Annotated in this window: 8 protein-coding genes; 7 read left to right on the top strand and 1 reads right to left on the bottom strand. The window is 34.3% G+C overall.

Annotated features, from left to right (window positions below; all coding sequences use genetic code 11):
* Positions 1–36 precede the first annotated feature (36 nt).
* The 5 genes from CD001_RS25135 to CD001_RS25115 all read left to right on the top strand — a co-directional run bounded on the left by CD001_RS25135 (position 37) and on the right by CD001_RS25115 (position 8,830).
* Positions 37–1,659, top strand: coding sequence for an ATP-grasp domain-containing protein (locus CD001_RS25135; protein ID WP_096190302.1), 1,623 nt, complete (start codon positions 37–39; stop codon positions 1,657–1,659).
* Positions 1,660–1,717: 58 nt separating this feature from the next.
* Positions 1,718–3,325, top strand: a complete 1,608-nt coding sequence (locus CD001_RS25130; protein ID WP_179298898.1) for an ATP-grasp domain-containing protein — start codon at positions 1,718–1,720, stop codon at positions 3,323–3,325.
* 92 nt (positions 3,326–3,417) lie between these two features.
* Positions 3,418–4,998: an acylphosphatase gene (locus CD001_RS25125; RefSeq protein WP_096190300.1), complete on the top strand. Its 1,581-nt coding sequence runs from the start codon at positions 3,418–3,420 to the stop codon at positions 4,996–4,998.
* Positions 4,999–5,110: 112 nt separating this feature from the next.
* On the top strand, positions 5,111–6,889 hold the full coding sequence (locus tag CD001_RS25120) for an ATP-grasp domain-containing protein (protein WP_096190299.1): 1,779 nt from the start codon (positions 5,111–5,113) through the stop codon (positions 6,887–6,889).
* Between the two features lie 303 nt (positions 6,890–7,192).
* A complete protein-coding gene (locus CD001_RS25115) occupies positions 7,193–8,830 on the top strand; it encodes an acylphosphatase (RefSeq protein WP_096190298.1) in 1,638 nt (545 codons plus the stop codon).
* A 49-nt stretch (positions 8,831–8,879) separates the two neighbouring features.
* Here CD001_RS25115 and CD001_RS25110 read toward each other — a convergent pair whose 3' ends face one another.
* Positions 8,880–10,580 carry a glycoside hydrolase family protein gene (locus tag CD001_RS25110; protein WP_096190297.1) on the bottom strand — a complete coding sequence of 567 codons (1,701 nt, stop codon included), beginning with the start codon at positions 10,578–10,580 and terminating at the stop codon, positions 8,880–8,882.
* A gap of 309 nt (positions 10,581–10,889) precedes the next feature.
* On the opposite strand from CD001_RS25110, the gene CD001_RS25105 reads away from it, so the two are divergent.
* Complete coding sequence (locus tag CD001_RS25105) at positions 10,890–13,883, top strand: peptidoglycan-binding protein (protein ID WP_096190296.1); 2,994 nt, start codon at positions 10,890–10,892, stop codon at positions 13,881–13,883.
* 97 nt (positions 13,884–13,980) lie between these two features.
* Positions 13,981–18,033 carry a peptidoglycan-binding protein gene (locus CD001_RS25100; RefSeq protein ID WP_096190295.1) on the top strand — a complete coding sequence of 1,351 codons (4,053 nt, stop codon included), beginning with the start codon at positions 13,981–13,983 and terminating at the stop codon, positions 18,031–18,033.
* The last annotated feature ends 2 nt before the right edge of the window (positions 18,034–18,035 follow it).

Below are 18,035 nucleotides of genomic sequence, written 5' to 3'. Positions count from 1 at the left end.
GAGATAAAAAATCAAAATATTTAGGTGATCTTTAATATGGAAGATAAACCGTATTGGCCTTCTCATCTGACGAACAATGTTGTCTCTCAAGCTGATGGTCATGAATTATGTGCTTATTTGGTGGCCTTAGAAGGATGGAGACGTGGTCTTGAGCTTAAATGGTATAGTGGTGAGTTTGAGAAATTTAATAAGATGAAAACTTGGTATGTTGACCGACCAGGAAAATTATTCTCACTAAGTACGAGTTCTCGAACACATTACTTTTTTAGAACGAGATCAGACATTATAACGAACGAAGCGGTTGAAATTGGTTCAGATAAAGATAATACAAAAAAGGTGTTATCCAAGTTGGGAGTACCGGTACCGAATGGGAAGCGCTTTAATTCATCCTACTCTGACGAGCAAATAGTTGATGAATCACTGGAAATTGGTTTTCCTCTCGTCGTGAAGCCTGTTGACGGTAGCTTTGGCAGAGGAGTGATCACGAATATTATTAATAAAGAATCATTGAAAAAGGCTGTAAAGTATATACGAAACGAACTGAAATATAATGACGTTATTGTAGAAGAGTATATCGCTGGCGAGGAATACAGAGTATATGTTGTTGGAGATGAAGTGGTTGCAGCAATGCACAGAATACCCGCGAATATAATAGGTAACGGTATTGATACTATTAAAGAGTTAATTGAAAAGAAGAATCAAAACAGAAGGGAAAACCCTCGCCTCATTAGCTGTCCTATAAAAGTAAATAAAGAGTTGGAGGAATTTATTCAAGCATCTGGGTATCGTTTAAGCAGTATTCTTCAAGAAGGAAAACAATTATTTTTAACAAATAAAAGTAATATATCTCTTGGCGGAGATCCTATTGATGTTACTGATACAATATCTGATAAAGCTAAGGAAATTGCTATCGATGCTGTAAAAGCCGTTCCTGGGTTGTTCTATGGGGGAGTAGATATCATTATTAATGATCGAACAAGTAATAATGAAACAGTAGCAGTAATTGAACTAAACCCAACTGCTCAAATAGGGTCATTATTGTACCCTAGTCAAGGGAAAGGAAGGGATGTTCCAGCTGCAATAATTGATTACTTATTCCCTGAATCAGTATCGGATTCTAAGGAAAAATCGACTCTCTATTTCGACTTTCAAGATGTTCTTTCTCCTTTAGAAAATAAAGCAAACCTTATGACAAAGGTTTCACGAATCCAAGAAGGTAAAACCTATGGGAAGAAATATACAATCTATGGTGATATAGACGATGTATATTATTTACGCCAATTAAAAAATGAAGCTTTAAGTAGGAATCTGCATGGGTTCGTTAACAAAATTGAGCCGCAGAAAATCGAAGTTATAATCGCAGGTGAAGATATTAAAAAAATTTTAACATATAAAGATGTTTTAAATTGGAACAATAATGGTGATTTCACAATCAGTGAACAAAATTGGGATAAGCCTGTCAAAATGGGATTTGAAATTCAAAATGAACCTGATAAATTAATCGATGAACTTAAAACACTGCGAACGAACCGGGACAGTTTAAGCAAAAAGAAACGGAATGCTGAAAAGCAATACAAATTATATCGTGAAAGTACATCTTGGAAGATATCTAAACCACTCCGTGCTATATATAACATTGTAAAACGTATATTAAAATAACAATTACTTCTACCCAAATCAATTAAGGATGGTTTGTTTAAAAGACGGAGGTAGCTTAATGGAACAAAATCGTATTCAGCACTTAGAAGGTGCTATTCTAAATGAGGCATGCAGGAAAGAAATAAGTAAGTACACAATTGCCTTAGAAGGTTGGCGAAGAGGCTTAACGTTAAAATTTTATTCCTATTATAGAGAGTGCGGTCAATTGAAACTGCAATACTCCTTAGAAAACGAAAAACATTTTCACCTATTTGAAGGTTCTAAAGGGGATAAAATTTCTGAAGAGGCTGATGAAATTTGTAAAGATAAAAGCAAGACAAAGGAAGTACTTCTGAGAAAAAATGTTCCAACACCTTTTGGTAGAAAATTCAATGCTGAAGATTCTATAGATAGGATCATTAAATATACAGAGGAAAGTATTGGGTATCCAGTCGTAGCAAAACCAACTGATGGATTTGCTGGTAAAGGGGTAGTTGTTAATATACAGAATGCTGAAGATTTACAGAAAAGCCTTACTTATATTAGAAAAGAGCTTAAATTTACCGAATTAATAATTGAAAAATATATTAAAGGTGAAGAAGTTAGAGTTTATGTACTAAACAATGAAGTACTAGGTGTGATCAAAAGAATACCTGCTAATGTGATTGGGGATGGCAAACGGTCTATAAAAGAGCTTATAGAAATAAAAAATGAACAACGAAAGAAGATCCCTCACTTATATAATAAACAAATCAAACTCGATAGACAGTTTTACAATACGATTCGCTCATTAGGTTTTACATTAGATAGTATCCCTAATAAAGGTGAACGTATTTTTGTGAAAAGAATAAGTAACATTTCCTCCGGGGGAGATCCGATTGATGTGACTAGTGATATATCAGATGATATAAAAAAAGTAGCTATTGATGCTTCAAATGCTATCCCTGGATTAACTCATAGTGGCGTAGATATATTGCTTAATGAAGAGGATCAAATGCCCTACGTTCTAGAAGTAAATACGAAGCCCGGTCTTGGTTCACATTTATTCCCGATGGAAGGGGAACCTAAAGATATTCCAAAAGCAATCATCGATTATTACTTCCCGGAAACGAAGAATAAAAATGTCTATGATATCAATATGTTTTTTGACTATGGCAGTATATATAAAGCGCTAAATCGTAAAAGTGTAGACGAAATTGAAGTCATACCTGTTCCACAAGGAACTTTATACTGTAAAAAATATACGGTAAGTGGTGAAATCCAACACGAGGATATAGTAAATAAAATATATATAAAAGCAATAGAAAAAAATATCCATGGATTCGTCAAGCGCGTTAATGATAAAAAAGTTGATATTGTGGCAGCGAGTCTAGATCGTAAAGAAGTTCAACGTTTTGAAGATGTTCTGATGGGCTTGAGTAAGAATTTATATGTAAATAGTGATACATGGTCAGCACAAATAATGGCAGGGTTCCATATCGAAGATGAAATTAATGATTTGAATCCTGAGGAGTTAGAAAAAGAGTTAACGGCAGTATCGAAACAAATTAGTACATTAGAACGTCAATATAAAAATATAATGACTAAAAATGAAAAGATTGAAAAAAGCTTTTCTTGGAAGTGTACAAAGCCGATTAGAGTTTTTGCTAATTATGTGAAAACTTTATCAAATAGTTTTGGGAAATGATAACATTAAAGCACACTGCATAATTTGTATGATTTGATATAATGCTTATGGTAAGAGCAGTTAAAAATTTGCATATATAATGGAGGAATATAATGGTGAATGCTGAATATAAATGGCTACCGCATCTTGAAGATGCGGTGCCTGTTGCTGGACAAGGGAAGCGTATTAGCACATATATGATGGCGTTAGAAGGCTGGCGAAGAGGGATTGATTTAACTTTTTATAGTTTAATAGATGAAGAAAACAAATTTAAACTTCGCTATTCACTCAGTTATAAAGGAAATGAACACCATTTTGAATTATCAAAAGGAGATAAAGTAACGAAAGAAGCTTTTGATATATGTGATGATAAAGATCTAACTAAAAAATATTTAGAAAAAGCGGGAGTACCAGTCCCTCGTGGGGAGAAGTTTTTAAATGATCGTAGTGATGATGAAATCATCTCTTATGCCAATCAATTAGGCTATCCAATTGTACTGAAGCCAGTCAGTGCAAATGGAGGGAAGGGTGTATTTGCAAATATTCTTAATGAAGAAATGTTAAGAGAGACAATTCCATATGTTCGAGATGAGTTAAATTATCGTGATGTGATTATTGAAACACGTATTCCAGGAGAAAAAGAATATCGCTTTATTGTGTTAGAGGACAAGGTGTTAGGGGCGATGCATCGTATACCTGCTAATGTTGTAGGAGATGGAGTTCACTCAATTAGAAAATTAATACAACAGAAAAATGAATTTAGGAAAAAGAATCCACATTTAACAAGTAGACTTATTAAAATTGATAAAGAAGTGTTAAATTTAGTTGAAAATGCAGGGTATTCCTTAGATTCAGTATTAGAAGAAGGTAAAAGGCTGTTTCTTAGAGAGCAAAGTAACCTCTCTAATGGTGGAGATTCTGTTGATGTCACTGATATTGTTACTCCAGAAATGGAAAGGATAGCTATAGAGGCAACAAAAGCCATACCTGGATTAGTTCATAGTGGAGTAGATATGATTATAGATGATGAACATAAATCAGGTGTAGTCATCGAAGTAAATTCAAGGCCAGGTCTGGGAGGACACCTTTTTCCTATGGAAGGTATGCCACGTGACATGACAAAAGTATTTATTGATTATTACTTCCCTGAAACAGTAGATATTGAAAAATCTAATTTATATTTTAATTTTGATCTCATTGTTGAATCTTTATTAAGTCGTTCGGTAAAAAAGGTTGAGCTATCAACCCCACCTTTAGGCAAATTATATGGTAAACGTTATATTGTTTCAGGTAAAGTGCAAGGGGTAGGCTACCGGAAATCGGTAAAAAAGCAAGCCCAAAGGTTGAGACTACAAGGTTATGCAAAGAACCTTTCGAATGGTGAAGTTGAAATTATTGTTTCAAGTACAAATAAACATGATATTGAAGATTTTAAAAAAGTTTGCTTTGAAGGATCTCAAAACTCAATAGTAGATGATGTTATAGAAGAAGAATGGACAAAACCAGTGAAAATTGGTTTTGAGATTTTGGACGAATCAACTGTAAATATTGATGAGTTAAAATTGGAGAATGAAAGGGTAACAAAAGAATTACAACGTCTTTCAAAAGATTATAACAAAATTGTTAATAGTACGTCGTGGAAGATATCTTCCCCTATCCGTTATTTATTTGATTTTTTCAAGAAAAAAAGATAGATCTTACTTGAACTTTTTATTTGTAAAAACTATAGGCTTTTAAATAAGACGTTTTGGATATAATGTATAGTAAAGTCAGTTATTATTTGGATATTTGATTGGAGATGGTTGAGTGGGGAAGATAAATGATCAATGGTTACCTAAGCTAGAAGGATGCGTCCCTACTAGAGGTTATGGAAATAAATTAAGTATGTATACCCTTGCTTTAGAAGCATGGAGAAGAGGTATAAAAATAAAATTTTATACAATTGATAATCCAGAAAATAAATTGCTAATTAGGTATTCACTTTCACTTAATGGTAGAGAACATCATTTCGAGTCTTCGAGAGGAGATAAAATTACAGATGAAGCTTATAAAATTTGTGATAATAAGCAGCTTACGAAAGATTATCTCCGAAAAGCAGGTGTTCCCGTACCAGATGGTAAAAGATTTAAGTCTGATATAAATGATGGTGAAATAATTAATTTTGCTCAAGAAATAAACTATCCAGTTGTAGTAAAACCTATAAGCGAAAACGCCGGAAAAGGAGTTTTTGCTAATATAGAAAGTGAAGAGCGATTAAAAGAAGTTTTAAAACATGTTAGAGGAGACTTACAATATCGAGACATTATTGTGGAGCAATTTATCCCAGGTGAAGAATTTCGAATCTATATGGTTGGGAACAAAGTTTTGAGTGCTGTTAAAAGGGTCCCTGCTAATATCGTAGGTGACGGCATTCACTCAATCAAGGAGTTAATCGAAAGAAAAAATATAAATAAAAAAAAGAATCCTTTATTATACAAAAATTTATTAGAAATCGATTTAGAGGTGCAAAATTCAATTGAGAAGTTAGGGTATAGTTTGGATAGTGTATTGAAAAATGGTGAGCAAGTTTTTCTTCGGAATAAAAGTAATGTTTCAAGAGGTGGAGACCCAATAGATGTTACAGATCAACTAACTGAAGAAATGAAGGATATTGCTGTTAGAGCATCAAGTGCAATTCCAGGATTAGCTCAATGTGGTCTTGATATGATTGTAGATGTAAATAAAAATAAAGGGGTAATTATTGAAGCAAATTCAAAACCGATGATTGGACTTCATTTATTTCCTTTAGAAGGTGAACCTTACGATGTTCTGAAACCTACAATCGATTATTATTTCCCTGAAACTGCTGATACTCAACAAACCAATTTATATTTTGATTTTGATAGTGTGTTAGAACCATTAAAAAGTTACGCTACAAATGAGATTATATTAACACCTCCTCCATTAGGTGAACTAATCACAAAAAAATATATAATTAAACGGAATGCTAAAGACCAAGGCTTTAAAAGTTTAGTAAGAAGACAAGCCTTACAAAGAGGTTTGCATGGATATATCAAAAAAATAGAGGGTTCTAGTGAAAATCTTGAAATTGTAGTGGCAGCAATAAATGAAGAAGAAATAATTAGTTTTACGCACGCTATTGATCAGGAGAAAGAGAAATTTGGGATTTCATCAATAGAAATTAATGATTATATAAAGCCAGTAAGAGTAGGCTTTTGTATCGTAAAAGAAGCAAATAGTGTAAATGTTAAGGACCTAAAAAAAGAAAAGTCTGAAAAAGAAAAAGCATTAGCTAAATTAGAAAAGCAAAGCAAGCAGCTAGAACTTATAAACGAGAAATTCGATGCTACTGTAAATAAATTAGATGAAAAAATAACTGAATTAGAAAATGAAAAATTTCGAGTAAAAGCTAAAAGCAAAAGGATTAACAACTTAAAAAAAGAAAAAGAACGTTTGTCACAAGAAATCATACAACTAAACAATAAAAATAGAAGTTTAGAAGCTAAAAACAAACGATTATTGCAAAGTAAAACGTGGAGATATACAAGAGGACTACGTAAATTATATAGCTTAATAAAAAGATAATATAATTGCATTGTTCTATTAGAAAGAGGCTATGAAGTACTTATAGCTTCTTTCTCGCTTTATACGATTGGTTTTATGTGAAAAGGTTTCTATAACATAAAAAGTTAAAAATTGTAAAGTACCTAAATCCTCAATTATCTTTATCTTAATGGTCATTTGTGTTAATATGGAAACTGTTTGTGAGAAGTGTCTATTAGTTGTATTCTAAACATTAAATAATGTTTTAAGGTAATTGTTGATTTTTATAAGTCGAAAATCTTGTGTTAATCATCTAAGTATTTTAATCCACGGGGGTTTTCTAAAATGGAACAAAGTTGGTTAAAGCATTTAGAAGGAGCTGTACCGACTACTGGATATGGGAAAAAGTTGAGTCATTATACGATTTCCTTAGAAGGTTGGAGAAGGGGTTTATCGTTAAAATTTTATACTGTGACTGATGAAGAAAATTTGCTAAAGTATAGATATTCGTTAAGTAATAATGGAAAAGTACACCACTTTGAGTCATCAAGAGGAGATAAGATCTCTGATGAAGCTTATGAAATATGTGATAATAAACATTTAACTAAAGAGTATTTATCTATGGCAGGTGTACCAGTACCAGAAGGTAAAAGGTTTTCTTCATATGAAAGTGATCATGAGGTAATTTCTTTTGCCGATCAACTAGGATATCCTCTCGTCCTTAAGCCAACAAATGCAAACGGGGGGAAAGGTGTTTTTTCCAATATTCAATCGTTACAAGAATTTGAAGAAGCATTGCATTATGTACGTCACGAATTGGCCTATGATGAAGTAATTGTTGAAGAATTTGTTTCGGGTGATGAATTACGGCTAATTGTTATTGGAGATAGAGTAGTAGGTGCATTAAATAGAATTCCAGCCAATGTGGTCGGAGATGGAAAAAATTCTATTAAAAAATTGATTAAAAAGAAAAATGCTTTGAGAAAGAAAAACCCTCATCTTAAAAGTCGTCCAATTAAAGTTGACGATGAATTGAAAAAAGTGTTAAGAGCTTCTGGTTTTTCAATGGATTCTGTTCCAAGAGACGGGGAACGAGTCTATTTGAGGTTAACTAGCAATCTGTCAACCGGTGGCGACTCTGTAGATGTTACTGATCAATTATCTGAAGATTTAAAGCAAATTGCAATAAATGCTACAAAAGCAATTCCTGGCTTAGGTGTATCTGGAATTGATATGATTGTAAATGATGAGAGAACAACAGGTGTCATTATAGAAGCTAATACTAGACCTGGACTCGGTGGTCATCTTTTCCCAATGCATGGCGCCCCAAGAGATATTGCTAAAGAAATCGTGGATTATTATTTCCCAGAAACTATAAATAATAAAAAGAGTAATATATATTTTGATTTTAATGATATCATTGATCCACTGAAAAGCAGGACCGTAAAAGAACTTGAAATTTCTCCGCCTCCAAGTGGTGAGTTGGTTAGTAAGAAATACATTGTTTCTGGAAAAGTTCAAAAAGTAGGTTATCGAAAGTGGATAAAAAGGCAAGCACTTGCATATAAATTACATGGTTATGTTGAAAACTTAGACAATGGAGATGTACTTGTTGTTGCGTCAGGGACAAATGATGCTGTTAATGAATTTAAATTTATTTGCTCAGAAGGACCTGAAAAGGCAATTGTCGAGAATGTTACTGAATGTGAATATGAGAAGCCAATAAAAATTGGATTTCATATATTGAAACCACAAAGTGAGCAACATAATAGTTTTGAAAAAATATCTTCATTAAGCACCCAATCCCAAAAAATAAACGAGTTAGAAAAAGATAAAATTAGATTAGAAGAAGAGAAAGTTAGACTAGATAAAGAGTATACTAAATTAATGAATAGCAGGATGTGGAAATTTACGTATCCAATTCGTATCGTTTTAGATAACTTAAAGCGTATAATGAATAATAAATCTAAAGAAATTAGCTGATTTTACGCCCGAAAAAGTCCCGTACAAAAGACGGGACTTTTTTGGTCTATTAATTACTCGTTAGTATTTTATAGAAAGCGATAAAACTAGAGATATTATGTTGAGTATAATCATTCCGAATATCGAGATGTGTAGGGCTTTTTTGGATTGCTCCAATACATAAGTTTTTGTTTACATAATGCATAGTTGATTCCAGTCTTAGTTGTAGCTGTAATTGAAATCTAATTCCTCTATCAATCACTTTTTTTATTTCGTCAGCTTCTTTTTTATAGCCATGATCATTAGCTAAGTTGTATGCTGCTCCTAACCCTTCACTATAACACGCAGCTTGGGTTGATTTTGGTGGAGGGTTTGTTCCATATCCTCCATTCCAATCAAGATTATCTTTTTCGTCTGTTATTTGCTTGTTGAATATAGCATTAGACATTAATAAGGAATGTTTAATATAAACTTGTTTTGGCCTTTCACGATGTAAGTCATTTAGAGCATATAAGAGCCAATGATCTGGTGTAATTGTATCTAATGTTTCATTTTTATCTCTAATGTTGATTAAGTAATTTGCAGCCTTTTCTGCTACGTCAAGCCATTCTTCATTTTTGTCAATTTGATAAAGCCGCACTAGAGATAAAATAGCTTCTCCCGGATAAAAACGAGATGTAAAATCAACAACCTCACCTGTTGAATACATTTGTTTATGAATTGGAAAACGACCATTTTCTTCTTGAGTAAGCAGGATCCATTTTGCCATATCTTGCATCACAGGTACATATTTATCGTCTTTCATTACCTGTGTATATTTAGCTAATGCGACAATAGTTAATCCATTTCCACCTAGCTTAAAAGCACCCTTATCTACGACAACTTTTGTATTATAGTGATCAACTTGAACTTCCTTTATTTTCTTTAAGAGAAAGCTAATCGCTTTATGAATATGATTGAGCAAGCTTTCATCCGGCATCAGTTCATATGTCTCAATCATGGAATAAACAGTACCAGCGTGTCTTAAGATATTATATTTTTTTTCTATGGTATTACTTTGAGGTAAATAAGAATAAATAAACTTTCCTCTACCATTAACAGCATTTTTAAAATAATGATCTTTTGTTAATTCAATTGCATTCCAAAGGTCTTCTTTCGTAATGGTAGGGAATTCTCTATGCCCTCGATACAATGTAAGAAATTCTTTATCATTAATATAAAATGATTTGGTATTAAATTTATATACTTCTACAGGGTCAGATCCAGTTAGTATTTGAGCAAAATTTGCACTAGAAATTGATAAGTTTTGTTTATATGCATTTAATAAGTTTTCAGGGACTAACTTATCGTTTGTAATGATTTCATTTGCCGCAACTTCACCTGGAGAAAATGCAACGTCAAAATTTGTTCCAAAAGCTATCCCTTCAAAGCCTTCTTTAATTTTTAGTTTGTTATCAAATAATTCAGTGTTATTTTTAGATTTCATTAGTGAAGAAATGCCTGTTAAAATATCAAGTTTTACAGATAATACTTTGTGGTTATTAGGTCTGCTATCAAGGTAACTTATAATAGCCTGTTTAATTGCATCTATTAATGAACTAGCTTTACTGAAGGTTGTATATGCTCTTGTTGAATCGTCGCTAATAGTAAGGAAAACAACTTGCTGATTTTCTAAAGTTTCAACTTCCATCCAGGTATTTAGACCTACTTCGACGAGTGTGAGATCTTCATTAAGTAGGGCTTTATAAATAGATTCTAATGTATTTTTCAAAATATTCATTCCTTTATGATGTAGTCAAAAATAGTATAGCACATAATTTCAAGAAATTATCATTTATTTAAAAAAATGCATGATATATGGCTTCGTCCTCAAAATGACTATCTAGTACTATTTAATATAGTCTAATTTATAGTGGAAATCTCTTGAAAAAATATAGTTAATGGATAATAATAAAGTCATAGATTTACAATTAACTTTATTATTTTACATATTTAGACCATATTTTCAGAATATATAGTCTCATTTTGTAAAAAAAGTTGATTGTATGATCATTTTTTAGGAGAAAGGGGTTATGATAGTTTGCTGAAAAACTTTATAAAAAGAGGTGTAATTAGTTATTTAGTTTTATCTTTAGTATTCACCTCAAGCATTTCTGGTGTTTATGCAGCAGATGCGGACTCTAATGAGAATGGTCTCACTGATGATTCATTCAGCTTTTTTGTTGAGCCGGATACTTTTAACTCTAGTCTTGAAGAAGTTTCTATTTCAGTAGAGATAGAAGAAAAGTTGGATGTAGTAAGTTTACATTTAATCGATTATGAGACTGAGGAAGTCATTGGTGTGATTGAAGAGTTTGATGAGCTCGGTGAGGGAAACCATGAATATTTATGGGATCTAACAATCTATGAAACTGAATCATCAGAAGAATATGAGAGAGTGGAAGATGGTCAATACATCATTGAACTCACTGCTCAAAGTGATAGTAATGAACATCTCGTCACTGACCGTTTAGAAGTACTTATCCATAGTGAAGCTCCTGAAGTATTTTTAGATTTAGAATCAGAAGGTCAGTATCTTATTGATACTAATATGATTCATGGTCATGTAAAAACTGAACTTTCCATAGAAGAGATTGAAGCATATTACTTGCTTACTCAGGATGAAGAACTCTATGACGAGCAAGAACTATTGCTATCTGAAGATGGTCAGTTTGAAATTGCTAATTCCTTTAATGAAGGTGTAAGTGATCTGACAATTCAAGTTACGGATGAAGCTGGGAACAAAAGTGAAGAAGTTTTCACTATTGAGTTTCGTGAAGAAGACTATGAAGAAGCAATTGAATCTGATGTGACAGAAGAAAACAATAGTGAAAGCGAAGAAGCAGTTGAAGATGAATCGGTTAAAGTATCAGAATTTGATGAAGAGAATGTTGAAACTCAAGTATTTAGTTCAAGTTCTTTTGAGGTTGAACTAAGTAGCAATGAGATCAAACAACTAAAAAAAGACTTATCAGCACTTGGTTTCGGAAATTTCCCATCTAACCCATCTGGAAGTTATGGGCCTGTGACAGCCGGAGTAGTGGAAGACTTTCAAGAGTACTACGGGCTAGAAGCGACAGGCGTTGCGGATCAAGAAACGCTAGATAAGATTGAGGAAATTCTCGAATGGTATTACCAGCCAGGAAACAGTGCTGATGAATTTGTAGAGATGAAGCAAAAGTTAACAGCTTTAGGCTTCGGAAACTTCCCAGACAACCCATCGAATGTGTATGGTAATGTTACTGCAGCGGTAGTAAAAGATTTTCAAGAATATCATGGACTTGCAGTAAGTGGAATCGCGGAGGAAGTAACTCTAGCAAAAATAGAGGATTTGTTAAGCTTACCTTATGAACCTGGGGGCAGCCACGAGTATATTAAAGAAATGAAAGAGAAGCTGACAAAGTTAGGCTTCGGAAACTTCCCGGATAACCCATCAACAGTGTATGGAAGTGTAACAGCTGGTGTGGTTGAAGACTTTCAAGAGTACTATGGATTACCAGTGACAGGTGTAGCGGACCAAAAAACATTAGATAAGATGGATGAAATACTTGCATGGCATTATCAGCCAGGGAATAGTGCTGATGAATTTGTGCAACTGAAGCAGAACCTGACTATGTTAGGCTTTGGAAACTTCCCAGATAATCCATCGAATGTGTATGGAGATGTTACTGCATCGGTAGTAAAAGAGTTTCAAGAGTATTATGGTCTACCTGTAAGTGGTATTGCTGAGGAAATCACATTAAGTAAAGTTAATGAGCTATTACCACCATATGAATCTGGAGATAACCATGATGGAATCGTTAAGTTGAAAAAAGATTTAACAAGCTTAGGTTTTGGAAACTTCCCATCGAATCCTTCAAGTGCATATGGTTCGGTAACGGCAGGAGTAGTTGAAGAGTTTCAGGGTTATTATGGGTTAGAAGCAAGTGGTGTTGCTGATAGAACTACGCTAAATAAAATCAATGAAATTCTTTCATCTCAGTATAAAATTGGTGAAAGTGGTAATCATGTTGTGGCTTTAAAAAATGATTTAACACAATTAGGTTATGGAAATTTCCCAACGAACCCTTCAGGTGTTTATGGTACTGTAACTGCGAGTGTCGTGGAGGACTTTCAGCGATCTAATGGATTAGTAGTTAACGGAATCGCTGATGAAGTAACATTAGCAACTATTTATGAGCTGTTAGAAGGACCAGATCCTAACTACTTAAATTTGGATTTGCGAAAGTCATCAGATATTACCGTTGAGCAGATTAGACGAGGATTTGATAATGCTGGTCACCCTAATAGTATTTTAAAAGATTATGCGGAAGAGTTTATAAACGCACAAGACAAATATGGAATCAATGCTCTTTACTTGGTTTCACATGCTATTCTTGAAACCGGTTGGGGAGGATCTAATTTAACAGAATACAAAAATAACCTATATGGTTATGGTGCATATGATGTATGTCCTGTAACATGTGCGTATTATTTCCCAACAGTACAAGAAGGAATAGATTTTGTAGCTTATCGAATTAAACGTGATTACCTTTCAGCCGATGGTGCATATTTTCAAGAGGATTTTGGATACACATTGGAAGGTATGAATGTCCGTTATGCTACAGACCCAAATTGGGATTCAAAGATTGCTAGCATTATGAACAGATTTGTAGAGTTTAATGCTGGTAATTATAGAAGTGTCGCACCAATTGTAGAGAATGGTTCGAATCCAGGATCATATGATAGACTTATTCCAGATGGTCAACCACTACCTCCAAATGTTGTGAATTTTAACCAGAGTGTTGAGGCTACTGTTACTGCATCTTCTTTAAATGTGAGAAGTATCCCATGGTTAAATCCTACAACGCTAATCGGTTCTTATAGTCAAAATACAACTGTTAACATAATTGGCTACAACACAGATGTAAGGTATGATCCTCAAGGCGATGGGGTTTACTCTTACAGATGGTTTAGAGTCAGTGATGGAAACTTAGAAGGTTGGGTCAGTGCTCAATATCTTGATTATGATGAGCGATTAATAGAGGATCAATAATTAATATAGTATAATTTCATTTTTGCCTGATTTCTATTTTAGAATCAGGCATTTTCTTTAATGAAGCATGGAATAATTGATAAAAGGAGGAGAATTGATGAAAAGAAAATATAAACCAATGGTCAGTTTTATATTAGTATTTATATTACTATTTTCAAATTTTTCTACAGTCATAGCAGAAGAAAAAATAATAGAAACTGATGAATCGAATCATGTAGAAATAAATGTTAGCCCGAATATTTTTAACGATCAAGTAGAAGAAATATTAATAGAAATTGATGCTAATGATCAATTAAGTCATCTCTCATTACACATATATCATGATGATTCGAAAGAATATATTGGTGAAATAGAAGAATTTGAGAATTTTAATGATATCGAAAATATTTTTACGTGGGACATGATAGTTGATGATCAAACTGTTCAAGAGAAAAAGAAGATAACGGATGGTAAGTATTATTTAGAAGCAGTTGATCACACATCTAATAAAGTGGTCGGGAAAACTGAATTTGTTATACATAGTGAAAAGCCTGAGATATTATTGTCTCAAGTTAAAGATAACGGCCTTGTTATTTTAGAAGAAAACTTCATTTCTGGTCATATTCATACTTCTTTGAATGACGAAGAGCTATACGGGTCTTATTCAATAGTTCAAGATGGAGAACGATATGATGAAGGTGAGCTTTCTCTTGAAAGTGACGGTTATTTTGACATTGAAGACTCATTACCTGAAGGAGAAAGTGAACTTACTATTGAAGTGATTGATGCAGCTGGAAATGAAAGTGAAGAGTTTTTCAAATTATCACTTCAACCAGAACAAGTAGCTGATGAAGCCACTTCAGAAGAAAAGACAGAGGTCCAAACATTTAGCAGTAGTTCAGATGAGGGAGTTACTCCGCCGTACGAAATAGGAGATAATTACGAAGTTATAACGGAAATGAAAGAGAAGTTGACAAAGTTAGGTTTTGGAAACTTCCCAGATAATCCATCAAGTGTATATGGAAGTGTAACAGCGGGTGTGGTTGAAGACTTCCAAGAGTACTACGGGTTATCAGAGACGGGCGTAGCGGATCAAGAGACGCTAGATAAGATTGACGAAATTCTTGTGTGGCATTACCAACCAGGAAACAACGCTGATGAATTTATAGAACTGAAGCTGGACTTAACTGCGTTAGGCTTTGGAAACTTTCCAGAAAACCCGTCAAATGTTTACGGGAATGTAACAGCTTCTGTCGTGAAAGAGTTTCAAGAGTATCACGGACTAGTTGTAAGTGGGATCGCAGAGGAAGTGACACTTGCAAAGATAGAGGACCTGTTGAGCTTGCCGTATGAATCAGGAGATAGCCACGGCTATATTACAGAAATGAAAGAGAAGCTTACACAATTAGGATTCGGTAGCTTCCCAACAAATCCATCAAATGTATACGGAAGTGTAACTTCAGGAGTTGTAGAAGATTTTCAAGAGTACTACGGATTACCAGTGACAGGTGTAGCAGACCAGGAAACATTGGATAAGATCGATAAAATTCTCGCATGGCATTACCAGCCAGGACATAGCGCCGATGAATTTGTAGAGATGAAGCAAAAGTTAACATTGCTCGGATTTGGAAACTTCCCTGCATCTCCATCGAATGTGTATGGAAATGTAACAGCAGGAGTAGTAAAGGATTTTCAAGAACATTACGATTTGCCAGTAAGCGGTATAGCTGATGAAAAAACGTTAGCAAAAATGGAAGAAATATTGTCACCTCCCTATCAGTCAGGTGAGCAAGGTGCACATATTGTTAACTTAAAGGAAAAGTTAACTCGCTTAGGATTTGGAAACTTCCCTGCATCTCCATCGAATGTATACGGAAGTGTAACAGCAGGAGTTGTAGAAGATTTTCAAGAGTACTACGGATTACCAGTGACAGGTGTAGCAGATCAGGAAACATTGGATAAGATTGACGAAATTCTTGTGTGGCATTACCAACCAGGAAACAGTGCAGATGAATTTGTGGAAATGAAAAAGAATTTAACATTATTAGGCTTTGGAAATTTCCCTGCTGAACCGTCGGACGTTTATGGTAATGTTACAGCAGCGGTAGTAAAACAGTTCCAAGAATATTATGGCTTACCTACAAGCGGAATAGCAGATGAACGAACATTAGAGAAAATTAATTCTCTTTTACCTCCATATGAACCAGGGGATAATCATGATGGAATCGTTAAGTTGAAAGAAGATTTAACTCGATTAGGCTTTGGAAACTTCCCATCGAGTCCTTCAAGTGCATACGGTTCAGTAACGGCTGGAGTAGTTGAAGAATTTCAAGAATACTATGGGTTAGAGGTAAATGGGATTGCGGATGAAACAACGTTAGCAAAAATGCATGATATATTAACAGGACTATATACACCTGGTAATCGGTCACAAAGCATTGTAGAACTGAAAGAGGATCTAACGAAACTAGGTTTTGGAAACTTCCCAAGTAATCCATCAAATGCATATGGCTCAGTCACAGCTGGTGTCGTAGAAGAATTTCAAGCCTATTATGGACTAGCAGTGAGTGGAATAGCAGATGAAGTAACGTTAGCCAAAATAAATGAAGTACTAGCAAGTCCTTATTCACCTGGCAATAGCTCAGCAAGTATTGCAGATATGAAAAAAGACTTAACGAAGCTAGGTTTCGGTAATTTTTCAAGTAATCCAACGAATGTATATGGCTCAGTTACAGCCGGAGTCGTAGAAGAATTTCAAGCCTATTATGGACTAGCAGTGAGTGGAATAGCAGATGAAGTAACGTTAGCAAAAATGAACGAAATCTTAACGAGTCCATATACCGAAGGAAACAGTTCTTCTAGTATTGCGGAATTAAAAAACAAATTAACGATTTTAGGTTTTGGAAACTTCCCGAGTAATCCATCAAATGCATATGGCTCAGTCACAGCTGGTGTCGTAAAGGAATTCCAGCAATACTATGGATTAGTAGTCAATGGAATTGCGGATGAAGTGACTTTAGCAAAAATAGAAGAAATTTTACCGCCTTATAGAATTGGGGATAATCACCAAGGAATTGTAAAGCTGAAAAGAGACTTAACAGAAATAGGATTTGGGAATTTTCCAAGCAATCCATCAAGTGCATATGGTTCAATTACTGCAAATGTAGTCGCAGAATTTCAAAGAAATTTTGGTCTTTCAGCAACAGGGATCGTTAATGAAGCAACGCTGTTAAAAATTAGAGAGGTAAAACCATCTCCAAGGAAGATTGTCAACGGAAGACAGAATTATTCTTATAACCAAATGGTTTCAGATATTAGAGAATTAGAAGAGAGATACCCGAATATTGTTGAAACGACTGTGATCGGTCAGTCATTAGATGGAAGAGATATTTATGCCGTCAAATTAGGGAGAGGCAGTACAGAAGTTTTCTTTAATGCTTCTTCACATGCACGTGAGCACATGACGACAAATGTTTTAATGAAGATGATGGACGAATATGCTTATGCGTATGCTAATGGGAACTCCATTGATGGTTATAACGTTCAGCGGACGTTAAATCGAACAAGTATATGGTTTGTCCCTATGTGGAATCCAGATGGAGTTACATTAGTGCAAGATGGCCCTGGAGGAATTAATAGCAGTAGTTTAGCTAATGAGGCTGTTCGAATTAATAATGGAAGCACGAACTTTACTAGTTGGAAAGCAAATGTCAGAGGTGTTGATATTAACCGGCAATTTCCTGCTCTTTGGGATACAATCAGTGGTGATCCTGGAAGACCGAGTGAGAGTCATTATAAAGGTCCAAATCCACTAAGTGAACCTGAAGCAAGGGCAGTGTATGATTTCGTATTAACAAGAGATTTTAAAACTGCTTTATCTTATCACTCATCAGGTGAAGTGATTTATACAAGACATCCAGGTCACGTAGCTAATATTGTATCTAATAAAACGGGCTACAATATTGTCGATTTAACATGGAGTAATAGTGGTGGTGGTTTTTCAGACTGGTTTGTCTTAGAGCAAGGAAAGCCAGGCTTAACACCGGAAATTTCACCATATGTTGGAGACAGACCTGTTCCATTAAGTAATTGGAATCGAGTTTGGAATCAAAATGATTCTGTTGGTTTAATCGTTGCAGATGAGGCATATCGCAACAGGAACAGTAGATAAAT

Origin of the sequence: Evansella halocellulosilytica (assembly GCF_002335745.1) — a bacterium.
GTDB classification, from domain to species: Bacteria; Bacillota; Bacilli; order Bacillales; family Salisediminibacteriaceae; genus Bacillus_CA; species Bacillus_CA halocellulosilytica.
The sequence above is the reverse complement of the archived record's forward strand: the minus strand, read 5'-3'. Positions and strand labels throughout refer to the sequence as shown.

Excerpts from the sequence above, each read along its gene's own strand:
- CD001_RS25135 (WP_096190302.1), top strand. The coding sequence starts at position 37 with ATGGAAGATAAACCGTATTGGCCTTCTCATCTGACGAACAATGTTGTC.
- CD001_RS25125 (WP_096190300.1), top strand. The coding sequence starts at position 3,418 with ATGGTGAATGCTGAATATAAATGGCTACCGCATCTTGAAGATGCGGTG.
- CD001_RS25100 (WP_096190295.1), top strand. The coding sequence starts at position 13,981 with ATGAAAAGAAAATATAAACCAATGGTCAGTTTTATATTAGTATTTATA.
- CD001_RS25115 (WP_096190298.1), top strand. The coding sequence starts at position 7,193 with ATGGAACAAAGTTGGTTAAAGCATTTAGAAGGAGCTGTACCGACTACT.
- CD001_RS25130 (WP_179298898.1), top strand. The coding sequence starts at position 1,718 with ATGGAACAAAATCGTATTCAGCACTTAGAAGGTGCTATTCTAAATGAG.